Genomic DNA, 20,112 nt, shown 5'->3' on the forward strand with positions numbered 1-20,112 from the left:
GTTTACTAAAAAGAAAGTGGGAGTGAGAAAAATGGAGCAATTGCAACAGATATTTATTGATAAATTTGGAACAGCAGGCACAGGCATGTATTTTGCGCCAGGGAGAATCAACTTGATCGGTGAACACACAGATTACAATGGCGGTTATGTTTTCCCGGCGGCAATCACATTAGGGACGTATGCAGTAGCACGAAAACGTGAAGACCAGTTGATCCAACTCTATTCAGAGAATTTTCCAGAAAAAGGCGTGATCTCCTTTCAGTTAGATGAGCTAGATTACCGAAAAGAAGATGATTGGACAAACTATCCGAAAGGGGTCGTTCGTTTCCTAAAAGAAGCGGGGCAAGGGATCGATCGTGGCTTTGACATCGCTTTTTATGGCAACATTCCGAATGGCGCAGGTCTTTCTTCTTCGGCATCGATTGAATTGCTGACGGGGGTTTGTCTAAAAGATCTCTTTGATTTAACTTTGAAGACCTTGGACTTAGTTAAAATCGGCAAAAAAGTCGAAAATGAGTTTATTGGCGTTAACTCAGGGATCATGGATCAATTTGCGATCGGAATGGGTCAAAAAGACCATGCATTGCTTTTAGATACGAACACTTTAAATTATGAAGTCGTACCAGCGGCATTTGGTGATTATGTCGTAGCGATCATGAATACCAATAAGCGCCGCGAATTGGCTGATTCTAAATACAATGAACGACGTGCAGAATGTGAAGAAGCATTAGCTCGTTTGCAAAAATCATTAGCCGTTGATTCATTGGGTGCATTAGACGAAGCAACCTTTTTTGCAAATACAGCATTGATCGATGATCCACGCTTGATCAAACGGGCGAAACATGCAGTGACGGAAAACCAACGGACATTAAAAGCAAAAGCCGCTTTGACTGCTGGTGATCTTGAAGAATTCGGCCAGTTGTTAAATGCTTCGCATGCTTCATTGCGGGATGATTATGAAGTGACAGGGCGTGAACTAGATACATTAGTCGCAGCTGCTCAAGCGCATCCTGCTGTTTTAGGTGCGCGGATGACTGGTGCGGGCTTTGGCGGCTGCGGGATCGCATTGGTCAAAGCAAGTGAATGGGCTGATTTTGAAGCGTCCGTCAAAGCAACCTATTTAGCAGAAATCGGCTACGCAACCGACATTTATCAAGCAAGTATTGATGATGGTGCACGAAAACTGTAGAATAAGAAATGATGAAGGAATTTAGAAAGAAGGCTGAAAATATGGCGATTTTAGTATTAGGAGGAGCCGGCTATATCGGTTCTCATGCAGTCGATCAATTGATCGGACAAGGAAAACAAGTCGTTGTCGTTGACAATTTGCTGACAGGACATCGCCAAGCGATCCATCCAGCAGCAACCTTTTATGAAGGGGATATTCGCGACAAAGCATTTTTACAATCGGTATTTGAAAAAGAAACGATCGATGGCGTGATTCACTTTGCTGCTAGCTCTTTGGTGGGTGAATCCGTAGAAAAACCATTGAAATATTTCAACAATAATGTGTATGGGATGCAGGTCCTCTTAGAAGTGATGAAGGAACATCAAGTGAAACATATTGTCTTTTCTTCTACAGCAGCAACCTATGGGGAACCTGATCATAGTCCAATCACGGAAGAAACCCCAACAAATCCTAAAAATCCTTATGGCGAAAGCAAGTTGATCATGGAAAAAATGATGCGTTGGTGCGATGAAGCCTATGGTATGAAGTATGTCGCATTGCGTTATTTCAATGTGGCTGGCGCGAAGTCGGATGCTTCGATCGGTGAAGACCATGATCCAGAAACACACTTAGTACCGATCATCTTACAAGCTGCTTTAGGACAACGAAAAGAAGTCGCGATTTTTGGGGAGGATTACGATACTCCAGATGGGACTTGTGTTCGTGATTATGTCCATGTCGAAGATCTGATCGCTGCTCACCTGTTGGCATTAGAATATTTACAAAAAGGCAATGAGAGCAATGTCTTCAATTTAGGCAGCAATCATGGGTACTCTGTGAAAGAAATGGTGGAAGCGGCCCGCAATGTAACGAAAAAAGAGATCCCAGCCAGAGTGGCGCCTCGCCGTGCCGGTGATCCAAGTACCTTAGTGGCATCGAGTGAAAAAGCACGAAAGGTTTTAGGCTGGAAACCAGTCTATACCGACGTCGAAGCAATCATCGAGACTGCTTGGAATTGGCATGTCAGCCATCCAAATGGGTATCAAGGGCAGGAGGAATAACCAATGACGATCAGCCAAACAATCAGCGATTTCGTCACTTTAGCAATCAAGGCTGGCGGCTGGATGGAAATGGATCGTGTTTATTTGCAAAACCGAGTACTAGCTATGATCGGGGAAGCTGTTTTTGAGCCCAGCGAAATTCGTTCTGTTGCTCGTTCCTCGATTGAAATGATGGACGAACTGGTGGCATGTGCATTGAGCAATCAGCAAATTGGCGATTCTCACGCAGAAAGAGAAATCTTTGAAGCCCAGTTGATGGACTTTTTGACGCCACCACCTTCAGTAGTCAATGCTTTTTTTGCGCAACATTATGCCAATGATCCTAAAGAAGCGACGGATTATTTCTTTGAGCTGTGCCGTCAAAATGATTACATCAAGACTCGGGCTATCGCTAAAAATATCGTCTTTCCTGTTGATACGGAGTATGGGGAGATCGAGATCACGATCAATTTATCAAAACCTGAAAAAGATCCGAAGCAAATTGCCCAAGAAGGTACCGCTACTTCTGTAGATTATCCGAAATGTATGTTGTGTTTGGAAAATGAAGGCTACCAAGGAAGAGTCAATTACCCAGCGCGGACCAATCATCGGATCATTCGTATGAATTTGGATAATGAAGCGTGGGGCTTCCAATATTCTCCTTACGCCTATTACAATGAGCATTCGATTTTTCTTTCTTTAGACCATCGGCCTATGAAAATCAATTTGCAAACCTTCGCTCGCTTGTTGCAGATCATTGAAGTGATGCCGCATTATTTTGTCGGGTCCAATGCCGATCTGCCGATCGTTGGGGGTTCGATCTTGTCCCATGACCATTACCAAGGAGGGCGGCATACGTTTGCCATGGCAAAAGCGCCAATCGAACAACACTTTTCTTTGACTGGGTTTCCTGATGTCGCTGCGGGGATCGTGAAGTGGCCAATGTCGGTGATACGATTACAAGCGAAAAACAAACAAAAATTAGCCGCCGCTTGCCAATATGTGTTAGCCCAATGGCAACAGTACTCAGATCCAAGTGTTTCGATCCATGCTTTTTCAGAAGATGGGACGGCTCATCATACGGTGACACCGATCGCCCGCAAGCAAGGAGAGCTGTTTGAAATGGACTTAGTCTTGCGGGATAATAATGTTTCCAAAGAACATCCTGACGGCATTTTTCATCCACATCAAGAAGTGCAGCATATCAAAAAAGAAAATATCGGATTGATTGAAGTCATGGGTTTGGCAGTTCTCCCACCGCGTTTAGCTCCGGAACTAGAAGAAGTGACTGCTTATCTATTGGATCAGCCCAATCAGATCGCGGCTTACCATATACCGTGGGCAGATGCGATCAAAGCCCAGCACCCAGAATGCAATGCCGAAAACGTGTCGCAGATTTTGCGCAATGCATTAGGAGAAGTCTTTACGCAAGTATTGACGCATGCGGGCGTCTTTAAACGAGACCAGACAGGGCAAACGGCCTTTGCTCGCTTTATAGCTACTTTATAAAAAAGTTCCCCGCAAAAAAAGGAGGCTGGAAGATGGCAACGATCAAAGATATTGCACAACAGGCTGGCGTCTCGCCAGCCACTGTATCACGGGTGCTGAATTACGATTCAGAATTATCGGTCAGCTCTGAAACCAAAGAAAAAATTTTTAAAGCCGCAGAAGCACTCAATTACACAAAACATAAAAAAAAGAGTCAGCCAGAAACCAGTAGTATGCGCTTGATCCAATGGTTTGATACCGAGGAAGAATTAGCGGATCTTTACTATTTAGCGATCCGTATCGGGATTGAAAACAAAACCGAAGAATTAGGGATCCGTTTGCTGAAAGAACCCTATGAAGGATTGTCTGATACCGCCGTCGATGGAACGATCGCGCTAGGGAAATTCGATGATCACCAGATTCGTCAATTGAAAAAAAGCCAATCCAATTTGTTGATGGTCGATTTTGACGCATTGGCCCAGGGCGTCAATTCTCTGGTGGTGGACTTTCAACAAGCGGTCGATTTAGTGATCGATGACTTTATTGCAAAAGGCCACCAAAGGATCGGCTTGTTATCAGGCGTTGAGTTTACCAAGGACCATCACCAAGAAATCGAAGACCCTCGGCGCCGGATTTTTGAGGAACGGCTTCGTCGGTTGAAGTTGCACCACCCGCAATATCATCTTAGCGCACCGTTTACAGTAGAGGGCGGTTATGAGGCGATGAAAGAGTATTTGCAGCAAAACAAAGAGTTGCCAAGTGCCTTATTTTCTTCCAGTGATGCCTTAGCGATTGGCGCTATGCGTGCTTTGCAAGAAAAAAACATCAAGATTCCAGATGAGATCGCAATTATCGGCTTCAATGATGTCAGTGTCGCAAAGTACGTCTTTCCGACTCTGTCAACCATCAAAGTTCATACGGAATGGCTGGGGGAGCTGGCAGTGACGACCTTGCTGGATATCATTACGAATGCAGCACCCGTTCCTCGAAAAGTTACGATCGCAACGGAGCTGATTACGCGCCAATCTTCTTAGCAACCAGTTGAATCATCGGAGGATACCGTTACACACGTCAACTGAGTTTTAATGAAATAACAAAAAAATGAATATCGCCTTACCCGAACCTTTAAACAGCCCCGCTGGTTTGCAGCTGCAACCGCGCTTGCTTTTTTCAAAGGTTCGGGTATTGTTGTCCTATTGCTTTTTTTCTTAACACAGGCATCTTTTTGGAGACTTGGTTGGGCATTTGATTAGAATATGGTAGAATATGAGAGAGTTTTTTGAATGGGGAGAAGATAGATGAAAACATTAGCGATTGATACCTCAAACCAGACACTGGCGGTTGCGGTGGTCGATGGTCAAGAAGTGTTGGGACAAAGCCAGACGATGGCGATCAAAAACCACAGCACAGCATTGATGCCTGCCATCGATGGATTGATGCAAGCAGTGGGGATGGCCCCTAAAGAGCTGGAGCAAATCGTTGTTGCGAAAGGTCCTGGTTCGTATACGGGTTTGCGCATCGGTGTCACAACAGCAAAAACGCTGGCACAAACATTGAACATCCCGCTGATTGGTGTTTCTAGTTTGAAAGCAGTCGCTGCCAATTGCGTGGGCGTATCGCAAGTGATCGTCCCGTTGTTTGACGCTCGCCGTCAAAATGTCTACGCAGGTGCCTACCAATGGCATAATGGTACCTTAGAAACAAGGATCAAAGACCAGCATATCTCACTGTCTGAGTTATTGACCCAGCTAAAAGCAGTTGATGGTCAAGAAGTGCTATTTGTCGGCGCCGATACCGTCAAATTTAAAGACATGATCGAGGCGGAACTGCCGACAGCCCATATCAATCAAGTGTCGTTTTGGAATTACCCGAATGGCGTTGTTTTAGCTGCTATTGCGAAAGAAGAAGCGCCGGTGGCTTCGATCCATGATTTTGTACCGGACTATTTAAAATTAGTTGAAGCCGAAGAAAAATGGTTAGCCTCGCATGAACCGGGAGTGGATGCTTATGTTGAAAAAATTTAAAACGATGACGGGAAAGTTGGCTCTTTTCCGTCAGATTCAATATCCAGAGCGTAAAAAAGAGATACGAGGGGAAACGTATGTTGTTCGTGAATTAGTCGGTGATGACATTAAAGAGCTGCTGCAGGTGGAGCGTCTCGTGTATGCTGGGGAACTGCCTTGGACCAAGAGCGCCTTTTTGTCAGAACTTTATTCACGGGTCAAACATCTTTATTTGGGCATCTTGCATAATGAACGGATGATTGGGTTTATCGGGGTGCGGATTTTAGGCGCTGATGCCCATATCACCAATATCGCGATCATTCCTGATTATCAAGGAAAAGGGATCGGTTCTTTCTTGCTAGGAGAAATCGAACGTTATGCGAGGAAAAACAAATGCGACCGTTTGACATTAGAAGTTCGCCTGGGCAATCGTGATGCACAACGTTTGTATCGGACCCTCGGGTTTGTTTCACAGGCGATCAAAACGGCGTATTACACTGAAGGCAATGAAGACGCATTGGATATGGTGAAATTTTTAAATGACTAACGAACAAGCAGATCAAACGATCCCGACACCGCAAATGCTCTGGTCATTGGCGGATCAGAGCTATCCCTTTGGCTCGCCTTGGAATTTGCAGCAATTTCAGCAAGATTTGCAAAACAGCAACAGTCGCTATTTGTTTCGTTATGGAAAAACCAACCAAGAGCTGATTGGGTTTCTCTGTTTTCAGCAAGTGCTGGATGAAGCAGAGCTGTTTAATGTAGCGGTTTTACCAGCATATCAAGGGCATGGTTTGGCGAAAGAATTGTTGAAACAAATGGAATCGCTCGTGGAACAAACCGATGGTCGGCGGATCTATCTTGAAGTACGTGTGTCGAATTTACAAGCACAGGCCCTTTATTTGCGCATGGGCTATACGGTCATCGGTCGTAGAAAAAAATATTACAGTCATCCTGAAGAGGATGCGTTGATTATGGAAAAGAAAGTAGGCGGAAAAAAATCAAATGAATGAATTGATTTTAGCCATTGAAAGCAGTTGTGATGAAACCAGTGTGGCAGTGATTAAAAACGGCGACACCATTTTAAGTAACATTGTTGCTTCGCAGATCAAGAGCCACCAGCGCTTCGGCGGTGTCGTACCAGAAGTCGCTAGTCGTCACCATGTCGAACAGATTACTTTGTGCATCGACGAAGCATTGACCCAAGCCAACACACAACCAGAAGAATTATCAGCCGTGGCTGTCACCTATGGTCCAGGGTTGGTTGGGGCACTGTTGATTGGGCTTTCTGCAGCGAAAGCCTTTGCGTGGGCCCACAGCTTACCGCTGATTCCGGTCAATCACATGGCAGGACATATTTATGCAGCTCGCCTAGTGAAGCCATTGGTTTTTCCTTTAATGGCATTATTAGTCAGCGGCGGCCACACCGAATTGGTGTATATGGCAGAAGATGGCTCTTTTGAGATCATCGGAGAAACGAGAGATGATGCCGCTGGTGAAGCCTATGACAAAGTTGGTCGAGTTCTCGGTTTGCCTTATCCTAGTGGGAAAGAAATTGATCGCCTTGCACATCTAGGTAGTGATACGTATCACTTTCCTCGAGCAATGATGCAAGAAGATAATTTTGATTTTAGTTTCAGTGGCTTGAAGAGTTCCTTTATCAACTTTGTGCATAATGCACAGCAAAGAGAGGAAGCATTGTCAGTAGAAAATCTAGCAGCCAGTTTTCAAGCCAGCGTAGTCGAAGTATTGGTTCACAAAACAGTGCGGGCATGCCAAGCCTATCCGGTAAAACAACTGATCGTCGCTGGCGGGGTCGCCGCGAATCAAGGCTTGCGTGACGCTTTACAAAAAGCAATGCAGGAATTGCCGGAGGTAGAACTGTTGATTCCACCGTTGCGCCTTTGCGGAGATAATGCGGCCATGATTGGTGCCTATGCCCATGTTGCGTTGAAAAAGCAGCACCTAGCAGACCTTTCATTGAATGCTGATCCAAGTGTCAGCTTTGCCCATAGGATTTCTTAAGATGATTGCACCTAAGATCCGTTCTTAGGTGTTTTTTTTGTTTCATTTATGAGCAAACAGAAGATATAGTTGTATTATATTTCATTATTTGATATTCTGATGTATATTTATTAATTATTTGAGAGGCGGGTATGCAATGACATCAGTTTTTAAAGGACGCAGTTTTTTAGCAGAGAAAGATTTCACAAAAGAAGAACTGCAATATTTAATTGATTTTTCCCAGCACTTAAAAGGGATGAAAGCCAACAATCAACCACATCGCTACTTAGAAGGAAAAAATATTGCGCTTTTGTTTGAAAAGAATTCAACACGGACGCGAGCAGCCTTTACGGTTGCAGCGGTGGATTTGGGGGCGCATCCGGAATTTTTAGGGGCCAATGATATTCAGTTGGGGTCTAAAGAATCCGTTGAAGATACCGCCAAAGTATTCGGACGCATGTTTGACGGGATCGAGTTTCGCGGCTTTAGCCAACAGGTCGTCGAAGATCTGGCCAACTATTCAGGCGTGCCTGTTTGGAATGGCTTAACGGATGACTGGCATCCAACACAAATGATCGCTGACTTTTTAACCATTCAAGAAAACTTCGGTGAACTGACTGGCTTGACCATCGCATACTGTGGGGATGGGCGCAACAATGTCGCCAATTCTTTGTTAGTGACGAGTGCGATTTTAGGGGTCAATATTCATGTCGTCACCCCGAAGGCCTTGCAGCCAGAAGCAAACATTATCGAACAAGCACAAGCCTATGCTCAGCACTCTGGCGCAAAGATCCTGGTGACGGATGACGTGGATCAAGGTGTTTTAGGCGCTGATGTCGTGTATACCGATGTTTGGGTTTCAATGGGCGAAGAAGAAAAATTTCAAGAGCGGATCGAACAGCTGCTGCCTTATCAAGTAAACCAATCGTTGATGGAAAAAACGCAAAATGACCAAGTGATTTTTATGCACTGTTTACCGGCTTTTCATGATGAACAAACTATTTATGGCAAAAAAGCAGCGCAGGCGTATGGGATTTCTGAGATGGAAGTCACTGACGAGGTCTTTCGTAGCAAGTATGCTCGTCAATTTGATCAAGCCGAAAATCGTTTGCACTCAATCAAAGCGATCATGGCAGTGACTGCCGGGGATCTATTTATTCCTAAAGTATAAAAATAAAATTTTTGAAAAATGCCAGAATCTCGCTAGCCAAACAAACATTTCTTTGCTATACTTTCTGGGAAGTAAATAGCCTTGATTTGATGAAACAAGAGAAGTAGCGATTCGAGTATCAGTTAGCGAGTTCGGGGTGGTGGAAGCCGAATTGATCAGATTGTGAAACGCACTTGTGAGAATTTGCTAAGCAAACGGAATTCTGCCGTTATCAGAAAAAAGTGGGTCCGAAAAGGACAATCAGAGTGGTACCGCGGGAAATCTCGTCTCTAGTGCAAGTTATGCGCTAGAGGCTTTTTTGTTTTTATCAATCATTTCTTGCATGAAAAACATACAACTGTTTGCTTGCTTCAAACAACGTTTCATCAAAAAATGGGTTCAGTCATTATAGGAGGGATACTATGAATAACAAAGAAATCGTCGCACAAGCGATCCATCAAGTAGTAAAAGAAGATCTATCGATCGAACAAGTTCAGCAATTACTGGAAAATCCAAAGTCAGCCGACCATGGGGATGTGGCATTCCCAGCCTTCTCGCTAGCAAAAGTCTATCGGAAAGCGCCGCAGCAAATTGCCGCAGACTTAGCAGAAAAAATCGATCAAGCGTCTTTTGAAAAAATTGAAGTGGTCGGTCCGTATTTAAACTTCTTTATGGATAAAAAAGCAATCTCTGCCCATGTCTTAGAGCTGGTTCTCAAAGAAAAAAATCATTTTGGCGATCAAACCATCGGCAATCAGCAAGCAGTACCGATCGATATGTCTTCACCAAATATTGCCAAACCCATCTCAATGGGGCATTTGCGTTCCACTGTGATTGGTAACTCGATCGGCTTTATTTTAGAAAAAATCGGTTATCAGCCAATTCGCATCAACCATTTAGGCGACTGGGGCACACAATTTGGAAAATTGATCGTTGCCTATAAGAAGTGGGGGTCAGAAGAAGCGGTCAAAGCGGAACCAATCAACGAACTATTGCGTTTGTATGTTGATTTTCATGAAGCAGCCGAGACAGATAAGCAATTAGAAGATGATGCGAGAGCTTGGTTCAAGAAACTAGAAGATGGTGACCAAGAAGCAATGGATTTGTGGCAATGGTTCCGTGATGAATCATTAAAAGAATTCAATAAAATCTATGATATGTTGGAAGTTTCCTTTGATTCATTGAATGGCGAAGCTTTCTATAATGATAAAATGACAGAAGTCGTGGAATTATTAGAAGAAAAACACTTGCTAAAAGAAGACCAAGGGGCAGAAATCGTTGATTTGGCTGCCTATGACTTAAATCCGGCGTTGATCCGTAAGTCCGATGGTGCGACCCTTTACATCACACGGGATATGGCTGCAGCGCTTTACCGCAAACGGACCTACAATTTTGCAAAATCATTGTACGTGGTAGGGAATGAACAAAGTTATCACTTCAAACAATTAAAAGCTGTTTTGAAGGAAATGGGCTTTGAGTGGGCAGATGATATGACCCACGTACCATTTGGGTTGATCACCAAAGATGGGAAAAAACTGTCTACAAGAAAAGGCAAGATTGTTCTTTTGGAAGAAGTATTGAATGAAGCGATCGATTCAGCGAAAGAACAAATCACTGAAAAGAACCCAACACTTGAAAACAAAGAAGAAGTAGCAAAACAAGTCGGTGTCGGGGCAGTCGTTTTCCACGATTTGAAAAATGACCGTTTGAATAATTTCGACTTTACGCTAGAAGAAGTCGTCCGTTTTGAAGGAGAGACCGGACCATACGTGCAATACTCTCATGCCCGTGCCATGAGCATTCTTGAAAAAGCCAACTTTGATCCCGCTGCTGTCAGCAGTCTGGCGTTGGCAGACGCTGAGAGCTGGGAAGTTATCAAATTGATTCAGCGCTACCCAGAAACGGTCATGCAAGCGGCGGAAAAATATGAACCATCCGTCATTGCCAAACATGCCATCAAGTTGGCACAAGCCTTTAACAAGTATTATGCCAATGTCAAAATCTTAGCCGAAGATACGGAAAAAGACGCACGTCTGGCTCTGGTTTATGCAGTAACTACTCTATTGAAAGAAGATTTACGGTTGCTTGGTTTACATGCACCTGACAAAATGTAACAAAAAAAGCTGTGTCACTTGTTTCGACAAGGGCACAGCTTTTTTGTAGTGAAGAATGCAGCTAGATCCTATAGCTGTTTTTGCGCTATAAGACCGCGTGGTTTCTGATAAATTGATAAAAAGTTTCAGCGTCTTCGTCGCTGCGGGAAATCACCGCTACTGTATCAAAGCCCGCCAACGAGCAAACTTTTTCTGGCATGGTCACTTCATCGATCGCTGCCGAAAGCAAAGGCGCATTGTCCGCAACGGTATGGATTAAGGTCATGAATTGCACACGATCTACTTTAGTGACAACGTCTTCGATCATCTGTATCAAACGCTGCTCTTCTTCTTTTTCATCCTCAGAAGCTTGCATTCCTTGAAAAATGACAAACTTTGTCTGACCTGACTCATCGGGCACTTTCACGATTTTCAAATCACGAATATCGCGAGAAATAGTCGCTTGCGTGGCGGAGACGCCTTGGGCTTCCAATTGATGCAATAATTCTTCTTGCGTGCGTACAGTATGTTCAGTAATGATTTGTCTAATAAGTAAATGGCGATCAGCTTTTCGCATAGGTAAACTCCTTTAAGCATGATTGATTAAGTCAGCCTTATCATAGCAGATAACGCCGAAAAAACCTATATATTATAAGAAAAGATTTAGAGTGTTAAAAAAAGCTGGATCGCGAATCGTAGTTTTTCATTTGAATCAGTTGCATTTCTTTTTTAGCTACTGTATACTGTTTAAGGCGTGAGTTTTTCACGTCAATCCCACATCTTGTTCCATCTGCGAAGCGGTGCTGATCGATTCAGTTCTTCAAGGAGTAAAAGAGCAAGAGAGGAAAATAAAAAACCAAATTGGAGGAAACACAACATGGCAGTAATCTCAATGAAACAATTACTAGAAGCCGGCGTACACTTTGGTCACCAAACTCGTCGCTGGAACCCAAAAATGAAGAAATATATCTTCACAGAAAGAAACGGCATCTACATCATTGATTTGCAAAAAACAGTGAAATTAGTAGACGCAGCTTACGACTACATGAAAAATGTTGCTGAAGAAGGCGGCGTTGCATTGTTCGTAGGTACTAAAAAACAAGCACAAGAAGCAATCAAAGAAGAAGCAATCCGTTCAGGTCAATACTATGTTAACCATCGTTGGTTAGGTGGAACATTGACAAACTGGGAAACAATCCAAAAACGTGTTGCTCGTTTGAAACAAATCAACAAAATGGAAGAAGATGGTACATTTGCTGTTCTTCCTAAAAAAGAAGTCGTTGGCTTGAACAAAGAGCGCGAACGTCTTGAAAAATTCTTAGGCGGTATTGCTGATATGCCAAGAATTCCAGATGTAATGTACGTTGTTGACCCACGTAAAGAACGTATCGCGATCCAAGAAGCACGCAAATTAAATATCCCGATCGTAGCGATGGTCGATACAAACTGTGATCCAGACGAAATCGATGTTGTTATCCCATCAAATGATGACGCTATTCGTGCCGTTAAATTGATCACTGCGAAAATGGCAGATGCTTTCATCGAAGGTAACCAAGGCGAAGACCAAGTAGCAGAAGAAGATTTTGCTGCTGAATCAACAGAAAACGCAACTTCAATCGAAGAAATCGTTGATGTTGTCGAAGGCGACAACGCATCAGCTGAATAATAAATGATGGAGCTGTTTCAAAGGCTAGGCGCCAAGCCTCACTCTCCTTTGAAACAGCTTTTTTTAAAGACAAGCAATCTTGTTTAAAAACATTTAGGAGGAAACAAAAAATGGCAGAAGTAACAGCTAAATTAGTAAAAGAATTACGCGATATGACTGGTGTAGGAATGATGGACGCAAAACGTGCATTAGTTGAAGTAGAAGGCGACATCGAAAAAGCCGTTGACTTATTACGTGAAAAAGGTATGGCAAAAGCTGCGAAGAAAAACGACCGTATTGCTGCTGAAGGTTTAGCATCTGTAGCAATCAACGGCAACACAGCAGCAATCGTTGAAGTGAACTCAGAAACTGACTTCGTTTCTAAAAACGAAATGTTCCAAGACTTAGTAAAAGAAATCGCTGAAGTAATCGCAGCGAACAAACCAGCTGATATGGATGCTGCTTTAAAATTAGAAACCTCTAAAGGCACAATGGATGCTGCGTTGATCGAAGCAACACAAGTAATCGGAGAAAAAATCAGCTTCCGTCGTTTTGAAGTTGTTGAAAAAGATGACAATGCTGCTTTCGGCGGTTACCTACACATGGGCGGACGTATTGCGGTGTTGACTGTTCTTGAAGGAACAACTGACGAATCAGTTGCGAAAGATGTTGCAATGCACGTTGCAGCGATCAACCCTCGCTACGTGAACGAAGCACAAATCTCTCAAGAAGAATTGGATCATGAAAAACAAGTCTTGACAGAACAAGCATTGAACGAAGGCAAACCAGCGAACATCGTTGAAAAAATGGTTGAAGGACGCTTGAAGAAATTTAAAGCAGAAATCGCTTTGGTTGACCAACCATTCGTTAAAGACCCAGATATGACAGTTGAAAAATATGTTGCATCAAAAGGCGCAACTGTGAAATCTTTTGTCCGCTTTGAAGTCGGCGAAGGTATCGAAAAACGCGAAGACAACTTCGTTGAAGAAGTAATGAGCCAAGTGAAAAAATAATTCTGTTCCTCGAACAGATGGGAACGCATGGAAGTGCGCTCCCTTTTTTTAAGCAAAAACGGTTTTTGAAGAAATAGTGTAGATAATTTTCAACGAAAGAGCACCAATATGCTACAATAGTATTGGAGAATGTACGGAGGAATCATGATGGGCAAACCAAAATATCAACGTGTTGTATTAAAATTAAGTGGTGAAGCATTAGCGGGTGACGAAGGCTTTGGGATCAAACCACCGACCATCCAGGAGATCGTTAAAGAGATCAAGGAAGTCCACGAATTAGGTGTACAGATGGCGATCGTAGTCGGCGGCGGAAACATTTGGCGTGGACAAATCGGTGCGCAAATGGGGATGGAAAGAGCCCAAGCTGATTACATGGGCATGCTAGCGACTGTGATGAATGCTTTAGCATTACAAGATACACTAGAAAACGCTGGTGTACCAACGCGTGTCCAAACTTCAATCGAGATGCGTCAAATCGCTGAGCCTTATATTCGTCGTAGAGCAGAACGCCATTTAGAAAAAGGACGGGTCGTCATTTTTGCTGGCGGAACCGGGAATCCTTATTTCTCAACTGATACGACCGCAGCCTTACGGGCAGCTGAAATCAACGCCGATGTCATTTTGATGGCAAAAAACAATGTTGATGGCGTCTACTCAGCAGATCCTAAAACGGATCAAAGTGCTGTGAAATTTGAAGAATTGACTCATTTAGAAGTCATTTCCAAAGGATTGCAAGTAATGGATTCAACCGCAAGTTCATTAAGTATGGACAACGATATTCCATTAGTCGTATTCAACTTGAATGAGCATGGAAACATTCGCCGCGCCATTTTAGGTGAACATATTGGAACGACAGTAAGGGGGAAATAACATGGCTGACAAAATTTTAACAGAAGCAAAAGACAAAATGAAAAAAGCAGCAGAAAACTTGCAGCGGGAACTAGGACAAATCCGTGCTGGCCGCGCGAACGCGAGCATCTTAGACCGCGTAATGGTTACTTACTATGGTGTACCAACACCCTTGAACCAAATGGCTTCAATTACGATTCCAGAAGCAAGAATTTTGATGATCACACCTTTTGACAAAACAATGATCCAAGAAGTTGAAAAAGCCATCATGCAAAGTGATATTGGTATCACGCCTGCCAATGACGGAACAGTGATTCGTTTGGTGATTCCTCAATTAACGGAAGAACGCCGTAAAGAATTAGCAAAAGACGTGAAAAAAGAAGCTGAAAATGCGAAAATCGCCGTCCGTAACATTCGTCGGGATGCCATGGAAGCTTACAAGAAACAAGAAAAAGCTGGCGACATCACAGAAGATGATTTGCGGGAATCTGAAAAAGAAGTGCAGACTGCTACAGATAACAGCATCAAAGAAATCGATGCCATCGCAGCTGAAAAAGAACAAGAATTACTTGAAGTTTAAAAGGAATGACGAAGAGTCGCTTCAGCGGCTCTTTTTTTATGGGCGAAACTATCTCATGTACTTGAATATGACAGCTGTTTTTTTGTTTTTTCTTAATATGGAAATCTTTTCTTGGTTTTCATAGGCAAGAAATCTGATTATTGTTATAATGTAAAAGATGAATTTCAAGAATTGGAAGAGGAGCGAATACGATGCTGCGTTTTTTTCCACAAAAAGACAAATATATCAAAGAAGCGGCTGAACATGAATTTGATCCATCACTGCCGATTCCCCAACACATCGCGATCATTATGGATGGTAACGGCAGATGGGCGCAAAATCGGCGCTTGCCAAGAGTAGCTGGCCACAAAGAAGGCATGGAGACGGTAAAGAAAATCACGAAACACGCTTCACACTTAGGTGTGAAGGTATTGACGCTTTATGCATTTTCGACAGAGAATTGGAAACGGCCGAACGAGGAAGTAGACTTTTTGATGCAACTACCAGTCGACTTTTTCGACACCTTTGTTCCTGAGCTAATCAAAGAAAATGTTCAAGTCAAAGTGATGGGGTTCACGGATTCTTTACCCCTACACACGCAAGAAGCGGTCAAGCGAGCGATCGACCAAACCAAAGACAATACGGGAATGATCTTGAATTTTGCTTTGAATTATGGCAGCCGCGCAGAAATTTTGACAGCTGTCCAAGCGCTTTATGAAGAACTCTCGGCTTCCGGCGAAGTCCTACCAGAGCTCACGGAAGACATGCTGGGGACGCATTTGATGACTGGTTTTTTACCAAGCCCTTTGCGGGATCCTGAATTGGTGATTCGAACGAGTGGTGAGGAACGTGTCAGTAATTTCTTGTTATGGCAGATTGCATACAGCGAGTTATTCTTTACGAAGGCGCTCTGGCCTGATTTCGATGCTGCGTTATTAGAGGACGCAATTGGGAGCTTTCAACAACGAAACCGGCGTTTTGGCGGTTTGAAAACAGAGGAGGAAGAAGAGTGAGACAACGTGTAATCACTGCGGTCGTCGCATTAGCCTTTTTCCTGCCAATTATTTATGTTGGCGGTATTGCCGTCGAATTGCTGGCAGCAGCAATGGCAGGAATTGGTGTTTATGAATTATTTCGGATGAAAGGACTAGCTATTTTCAGTTTTGAAGGAATTCTTTCAATCCTCGGAGCGGTGATCTTAGTTTTGCCTCAAGAACGCTGGTTTTTCTTTTTGCCAGAGGGGACAGATAAAAGTGCCTTGTACTATCTGATCGTTCTTTTGTTACTAGGGATCGCGGTTATTTCGAAAAATACGTATACCATCGATGAAGCTGGGTTTCCGGTGATCGTTAGCTTATATACCGGTGTCGGGTTTGAACGTTTCTTGACGGCACGGTCAGCAACGGATGGATTAGTTGTTTTAGTTTTCGGGCTGTTTATCGTGTGGGCAACGGATATTGGGGCTTACATGGTGGGACGGCGTTACGGCCAACGAAAATTATGGCCGGAGATTTCTCCTAATAAAACCATCGAAGGGGCCCTAGGCGGGATTGCTGCTGCGGTGGTCGTAGCTGGTTTGTATCTATTAGCATTTCCTGGGAAAGATTATTTTGGACACGGTAGTGCCATCATGATTTTATTGACGGTCCTCTTTTCGATCGCTGGGCAATTTGGTGATTTAGTGGAATCCGCGATCAAACGTCACTATGGCGTGAAGGATTCAGGGAATATCCTGCCAGGTCACGGAGGAATCTTAGATCGCTTCGACAGCATGTTGTTTGTGTTTCCAATCATGTATTTATTCGGTGTCTTTTAGAAAATTTTTAAGAAGTGCAGGCTTGGCTTGCGCTTCTTTTTTTAAATTCTTGTTACAACGGGAATGTGAGTTCCTCAACGGGAACCGGTGTGATAAAATAAGGAAAGGCTGCCCTGAATGAGAGGGATGCTGTGAAAGAGAGGAACGAGCATGAAAACGATACTTGTATTTATCATTATCTTTTCCGTGGTGGTAGTGATTCACGAATTTGGACACTACTTCTTTGCAAAACGGGCAGGTATTTTAGTAAGAGAGTTTGCCATCGGTATGGGGCCTAAATTGTTCGCGCATCAAGCGAAAGATGGGACGACCTACACGATTCGGATGCTGCCATTAGGCGGGTATGTCCAAATGGCAGGCTGGGGCGAAGATGAGACCGAATTAACGCCTGGCATGCCAGTCTCCTTGGTTCAAGATGCAACTGGCAAAGTCACCAAAATCAATACAAGCAAAAAGATCCAATTGCCGCAAGCAATCCCCATGGAAGTGACCGACTTTGACTTGGAGGAGAAGTTGACGATCACTGGCTTCATCAACGGCAATGAACAAGAAGCGGTTACGTACGCTGTGGATCATGACGCAACGATCATTCATGAAGATGGCGTTGAAGTTCGGATCGCACCAAAAGACGTTCAATTCCAGTCTGCAAAGCTGTGGCAACGAATGCTGACGAATTTTGCAGGACCGATGAATAACTTTATTTTATCCTTGGTTTTATTCACTGGGTTGGTGTTTGCGCAAGGTGGTGTCGCGAATCAAGATGCAACCGTCGTGACAGGAATCGAAGCAGGAACCCCGGCAGCTGAAGCCGGGCTGCAAAATGGCGACGAAATCCTAGCAGTTGAAGGCGTCGATGTTTCCAACTGGTCAGAATTGACGACAGAGATCCAAAAGTACCCAGCTACTCAGATTACTCTAGAAGTCAAACGAGGAGCGGAAACACTTGATTTGACAGCAACTCCTGCGAGTCAAGAATCAGGGGAGACCACGATCGGTTTCTTAGGGATCACGGCTTCGTTAAAAACTGGGATCGGAGACATCTTACTGGGTGGCTTACAAACGACCATTGACAATTCGCTGGTTATTTTTAGAGCAGTCGGCAACTTGATCGCCCAACCAGATATCAATAAATTGGGCGGACCAGTAGCGATTTTCCAACTGTCTTCTCAAGCCGCATCGCAAGGTGTCACAACGGTGATCGCCATGATGGCGATGATTTCCATCAATTTGGGGATCTTTAATTTATTGCCGATTCCTGGATTAGATGGTGGGAAACTGGTTTTAAATATTTTAGAAGGTGTGCGAGGCAAGCCAATCAGTCAAGAAAAAGAAGGCATCATTACCCTGATTGGGTTTGGGTTTTTGATGCTGCTGATGGTTCTCGTTACCTGGAATGATATCCAACGTTTCTTCTTTTAAAAATAAGACGCACAAGCAAATCAATTATTGATCGGGTGAACATGATTTTTTGTAGCAAAGGAGAAAAAAATGAAACAGTCAAAATGTTTGATTCCGACATTGAGGGAAACCCCCAGCGATGCGGAGACGTTAAGTCATCAACTGTTAGTTAGGGCAGGGTATATTCGACAAGTGGCGGCAGGCATCTATGTCTACTTGCCATTAGCTCAAAGGGTGTTAGAAAAGATCAAACGGGTCATTCGTGAGGAGCTGGCAAAAATCGATGCCGTGGAGATGGCGATGCCTTCTTTGCTTCCGTATGAACCATGGAAGGAGTCTGGACGGGCCTCATTGTATGGTGAGTCTTTGTATCGGTTGACAGATCGAAACGAACGAGAGATCGTTTTAGGGCCCACTCACGAAGAGCCGTTCACGACATTGATCAAAAACGAGATCACGTCTTATAAGCGGCTGCCTTTGAGCTTATATCAGATCCAAACGAAATATCGGGACGAACAGCGGCCGCGTTTTGGATTGATTCGCAGCCGTGAATTTATCATGCAAGATGGCTATTCTTTTCACGCCGATGAAGCCAGCTTAGATCAAACCTATAATCGCTACGAAATGGCTTACCATGCCATATTGAAACGCTGTGGGATCGAGTATCGGGCAGTGGTCGGGGATAATGGCTTGATGGGTGGCCGAGATTCAAAAGAGTTTTTGGCATTGTCTGGAATCGGCGAAGAGCTGATCTGTTATTCGACTGAAAGCGACTATGTCGCCAATTGGAAACTAGCAACTAGTCAGTATATCGCTAAAAAATCTCATGAGACCTACTTAGAGTTACAAAAAGTCGTTCATAAAGAATCATTATCGTTAGAGGAACTGGCGAAAACACACGATACGGATTTGCAAAAAATCGTTCAAGTATTTTTGCTGCTCGTTGACGAGCAAGTCATTATGGTATTGCTTCGAGGTGATCACAGTCTCAATGAAACAAAAATCAAGCATTTTTTAGCGGCTGATCAAGTGAAGGTCCTGACTGCTGAAGAAGCCGAGTCCTATCTGATCAGTGACACACAACTTCGCAGCCCCATTGAGCTTGCTGATTCGATCCAATTGTATGCGGATCAGCATGTCCAAGATATGGCGAATCTGATCGTCCCAGCGGCAGAAAAACAGAGCTATTTTCTCAATGCAAATGTAGGCCGTGATTTTCAACCACTAGCCTTTGCCGATTTTCGCTTGGTTCAAGAAGGCGATCCTTCCCCAGATGGAAAAGGAACCTTAACCTTTACGCGAGGAATCGAAGTTGGGCATATCTTCAAGTTAGGAACCAAGTACAGCGAGGCCCAAGAAGCGACGGTTGTCGATGAAAATGGCGATGAACAACCAATCATCATGGGCTGTTATGGTCTGGGCGTTTCTCGGCTGCTTTCAACAATCGTCGAACAATACGGCAATGAGTTTGGGATCGATTGGCCCCAAGAAATTGCCCCATTTGATGTGCATATCATCCAAACGTCGATTGAAGATAGCTATCAAAATGCCTTAAGTGAAGAAGTAGAAGAAATGATGAACCAAGTCGGCTATCAAGTATTGGTGGATGACCGCAATGAACGTGCAGGGGTCAAATTTGCAGATGCCGATTTGATTGGTTGTCCGATTCGCTTGACCATCGGTAAAAAAGCCGTAGAAGGCATCGTGGAGATCAAAATCAAGCATACTGGCGCAACCGTTGAAGTGAGGAAAGAAGAAGTCGCTTCGACCTTGACGATTTTATTAGCCAACCAAGAATAAATCGGAACAAATGGTAGATCGAGAGAGGAATTCCTTTCTCGATTTTTTAATGAAAGTGAAGACAAAAAGAGGTATACTAGTGAGTA

General features: G+C 43.8%; 19 protein-coding genes. 18 read left to right on the top strand and 1 reads right to left on the bottom strand.

The window, feature by feature from the left end; genetic code table 11:
• Nucleotides 1-31 precede the first annotated feature (31 nt).
• From A5882_RS10165 to argS, 10 genes are all read left to right on the top strand, one after another.
• Entirely contained in the window at nt 32-1,189 is a 1,158-nt protein-coding gene (locus tag A5882_RS10165; RefSeq protein ID WP_008381089.1) for a galactokinase, read from the top strand.
• Nucleotides 1,190-1,230: 41 nt separating this feature from the next.
• A complete protein-coding gene (gene galE / locus A5882_RS10170) occupies nt 1,231-2,229 on the top strand; it encodes a UDP-glucose 4-epimerase GalE (protein WP_081118772.1) in 999 nt (332 codons plus the stop codon).
• A 3-nt stretch (nt 2,230-2,232) separates the two neighbouring features.
• Nucleotides 2,233-3,717 (top strand): UDP-glucose--hexose-1-phosphate uridylyltransferase, encoded by a 1,485-nt coding sequence (galT, locus tag A5882_RS10175; RefSeq protein WP_086299629.1) that lies wholly within the window; start codon nt 2,233-2,235, stop codon nt 3,715-3,717.
• A 32-nt stretch (nt 3,718-3,749) separates the two neighbouring features.
• Nucleotides 3,750-4,730, top strand: coding sequence for a LacI family DNA-binding transcriptional regulator (locus tag A5882_RS10180; RefSeq protein WP_061053918.1), 981 nt, complete (start codon nt 3,750-3,752; stop codon nt 4,728-4,730).
• Between the two features lie 264 nt (nt 4,731-4,994).
• The gene (gene tsaB, locus A5882_RS10185) at nt 4,995-5,720 is read left to right on the top strand and encodes a tRNA (adenosine(37)-N6)-threonylcarbamoyltransferase complex dimerization subunit type 1 TsaB (protein WP_005237009.1); all 726 of its coding nucleotides are present in this window, start codon (nt 4,995-4,997) and stop codon (nt 5,718-5,720) included.
• Complete coding sequence (gene rimI / locus A5882_RS10190; protein ID WP_005237007.1) at nt 5,704-6,246, top strand: ribosomal protein S18-alanine N-acetyltransferase; 543 nt, start codon at nt 5,704-5,706, stop codon at nt 6,244-6,246. The genes tsaB and rimI (A5882_RS10190) overlap by 17 nt, the downstream gene beginning before the upstream one ends.
• Complete coding sequence (rimI, locus tag A5882_RS10195) at nt 6,239-6,712, top strand: ribosomal protein S18-alanine N-acetyltransferase (protein ID WP_016613163.1); 474 nt, start codon at nt 6,239-6,241, stop codon at nt 6,710-6,712. The genes rimI (A5882_RS10190) and rimI (A5882_RS10195) overlap by 8 nt, the downstream gene beginning before the upstream one ends.
• Nucleotides 6,705-7,724 (top strand): tRNA (adenosine(37)-N6)-threonylcarbamoyltransferase complex transferase subunit TsaD, encoded by a 1,020-nt coding sequence (gene tsaD, locus A5882_RS10200; protein ID WP_016621244.1) that lies wholly within the window; start codon nt 6,705-6,707, stop codon nt 7,722-7,724. The genes rimI (A5882_RS10195) and tsaD overlap by 8 nt, the downstream gene beginning before the upstream one ends.
• Nucleotides 7,725-7,860: 136 nt before the next feature.
• The gene (argF, locus tag A5882_RS10205; RefSeq protein ID WP_005237003.1) at nt 7,861-8,874 is read left to right on the top strand and encodes an ornithine carbamoyltransferase; all 1,014 of its coding nucleotides are present in this window, start codon (nt 7,861-7,863) and stop codon (nt 8,872-8,874) included.
• Between the two features lie 401 nt (nt 8,875-9,275).
• Nucleotides 9,276-10,967, top strand: coding sequence for an arginine--tRNA ligase (gene argS, locus A5882_RS10210; protein WP_005237000.1), 1,692 nt, complete (start codon nt 9,276-9,278; stop codon nt 10,965-10,967).
• Between the two features lie 85 nt (nt 10,968-11,052).
• Here argS and A5882_RS10215 read toward each other — a convergent pair whose 3' ends face one another.
• Entirely contained in the window at nt 11,053-11,523 is a 471-nt protein-coding gene (locus A5882_RS10215) for an arginine repressor (RefSeq protein ID WP_016613165.1), read from the bottom strand.
• 300 nt (nt 11,524-11,823) lie between these two features.
• Here A5882_RS10215 and rpsB point away from each other — a divergent pair, with 300 nt between their 5' ends.
• The 8 genes from rpsB (at nt 11,824) to A5882_RS10255 (ending at nt 20,026) form a co-directional block, all read left to right on the top strand.
• Nucleotides 11,824-12,612, top strand: coding sequence for a 30S ribosomal protein S2 (gene rpsB, locus A5882_RS10220; protein ID WP_005229426.1), 789 nt, complete (start codon nt 11,824-11,826; stop codon nt 12,610-12,612).
• 110 nt (nt 12,613-12,722) lie between these two features.
• Nucleotides 12,723-13,604: a translation elongation factor Ts gene (gene tsf, locus A5882_RS10225; RefSeq protein ID WP_005229432.1), complete on the top strand. Its 882-nt coding sequence runs from the start codon at nt 12,723-12,725 to the stop codon at nt 13,602-13,604.
• A gap of 147 nt (nt 13,605-13,751) precedes the next feature.
• Nucleotides 13,752-14,474: a UMP kinase gene (pyrH, locus tag A5882_RS10230; protein ID WP_005229433.1), complete on the top strand. Its 723-nt coding sequence runs from the start codon at nt 13,752-13,754 to the stop codon at nt 14,472-14,474.
• A 1-nt stretch (nt 14,475) separates the two neighbouring features.
• Entirely contained in the window at nt 14,476-15,033 is a 558-nt protein-coding gene (gene frr, locus A5882_RS10235; RefSeq protein WP_005229434.1) for a ribosome recycling factor, read from the top strand.
• Nucleotides 15,034-15,224: 191 nt separating this feature from the next.
• Nucleotides 15,225-16,025, top strand: a complete 801-nt coding sequence (locus A5882_RS10240; protein ID WP_086299628.1) for an isoprenyl transferase — start codon at nt 15,225-15,227, stop codon at nt 16,023-16,025.
• Nucleotides 16,022-16,828 (top strand): phosphatidate cytidylyltransferase, encoded by an 807-nt coding sequence (locus A5882_RS10245; RefSeq protein WP_005236992.1) that lies wholly within the window; start codon nt 16,022-16,024, stop codon nt 16,826-16,828. Before A5882_RS10240 ends, A5882_RS10245 begins: the two co-directional genes overlap by 4 nt.
• A gap of 150 nt (nt 16,829-16,978) precedes the next feature.
• Nucleotides 16,979-18,247: an RIP metalloprotease RseP gene (gene rseP / locus A5882_RS10250; RefSeq protein WP_005236991.1), complete on the top strand. Its 1,269-nt coding sequence runs from the start codon at nt 16,979-16,981 to the stop codon at nt 18,245-18,247.
• Nucleotides 18,248-18,316: 69 nt separating this feature from the next.
• Nucleotides 18,317-20,026 carry a proline--tRNA ligase gene (locus A5882_RS10255; protein WP_086372709.1) on the top strand — a complete coding sequence of 570 codons (1,710 nt, stop codon included), beginning with the start codon at nt 18,317-18,319 and terminating at the stop codon, nt 20,024-20,026.
• The last annotated feature ends 86 nt before the right edge of the window (nt 20,027-20,112 follow it).

The sequence above is a fragment of the Enterococcus sp. 4E1_DIV0656 genome, assembly GCF_002140695.1.
In the GTDB taxonomy this organism is placed as follows: Bacteria; Bacillota; Bacilli; order Lactobacillales; family Enterococcaceae; genus Enterococcus_D; species Enterococcus_D entomosocium.

Bases quoted from the DNA above. Each gene is read 5' to 3' on its own strand.
- A5882_RS10165 (WP_008381089.1), top strand. From the start codon at position 32: ATGGAGCAATTGCAACAGATATTTATTGATAAATTTGGAACAGCAGGC.
- galE (WP_081118772.1), top strand. From the start codon at position 1,231: ATGGCGATTTTAGTATTAGGAGGAGCCGGCTATATCGGTTCTCATGCA.
- galT (WP_086299629.1), top strand. From the start codon at position 2,233: ATGACGATCAGCCAAACAATCAGCGATTTCGTCACTTTAGCAATCAAG.
- A5882_RS10180 (WP_061053918.1), top strand. From the start codon at position 3,750: ATGGCAACGATCAAAGATATTGCACAACAGGCTGGCGTCTCGCCAGCC.
- tsaB (WP_005237009.1), top strand. From the start codon at position 4,995: ATGAAAACATTAGCGATTGATACCTCAAACCAGACACTGGCGGTTGCG.
- rimI (WP_005237007.1), top strand. From the start codon at position 5,704: ATGTTGAAAAAATTTAAAACGATGACGGGAAAGTTGGCTCTTTTCCGT.
- rimI (WP_016613163.1), top strand. From the start codon at position 6,239: ATGACTAACGAACAAGCAGATCAAACGATCCCGACACCGCAAATGCTC.
- tsaD (WP_016621244.1), top strand. From the start codon at position 6,705: ATGAATGAATTGATTTTAGCCATTGAAAGCAGTTGTGATGAAACCAGT.
- argF (WP_005237003.1), top strand. From the start codon at position 7,861: ATGACATCAGTTTTTAAAGGACGCAGTTTTTTAGCAGAGAAAGATTTC.
- argS (WP_005237000.1), top strand. From the start codon at position 9,276: ATGAATAACAAAGAAATCGTCGCACAAGCGATCCATCAAGTAGTAAAA.
- A5882_RS10215 (WP_016613165.1), bottom strand. From the start codon at position 11,523: ATGCGAAAAGCTGATCGCCATTTACTTATTAGACAAATCATTACTGAA.
- rpsB (WP_005229426.1), top strand. From the start codon at position 11,824: ATGGCAGTAATCTCAATGAAACAATTACTAGAAGCCGGCGTACACTTT.
- tsf (WP_005229432.1), top strand. From the start codon at position 12,723: ATGGCAGAAGTAACAGCTAAATTAGTAAAAGAATTACGCGATATGACT.
- pyrH (WP_005229433.1), top strand. From the start codon at position 13,752: ATGGGCAAACCAAAATATCAACGTGTTGTATTAAAATTAAGTGGTGAA.
- frr (WP_005229434.1), top strand. From the start codon at position 14,476: ATGGCTGACAAAATTTTAACAGAAGCAAAAGACAAAATGAAAAAAGCA.
- A5882_RS10240 (WP_086299628.1), top strand. From the start codon at position 15,225: ATGCTGCGTTTTTTTCCACAAAAAGACAAATATATCAAAGAAGCGGCT.
- rseP (WP_005236991.1), top strand. From the start codon at position 16,979: ATGAAAACGATACTTGTATTTATCATTATCTTTTCCGTGGTGGTAGTG.
- A5882_RS10255 (WP_086372709.1), top strand. From the start codon at position 18,317: ATGAAACAGTCAAAATGTTTGATTCCGACATTGAGGGAAACCCCCAGC.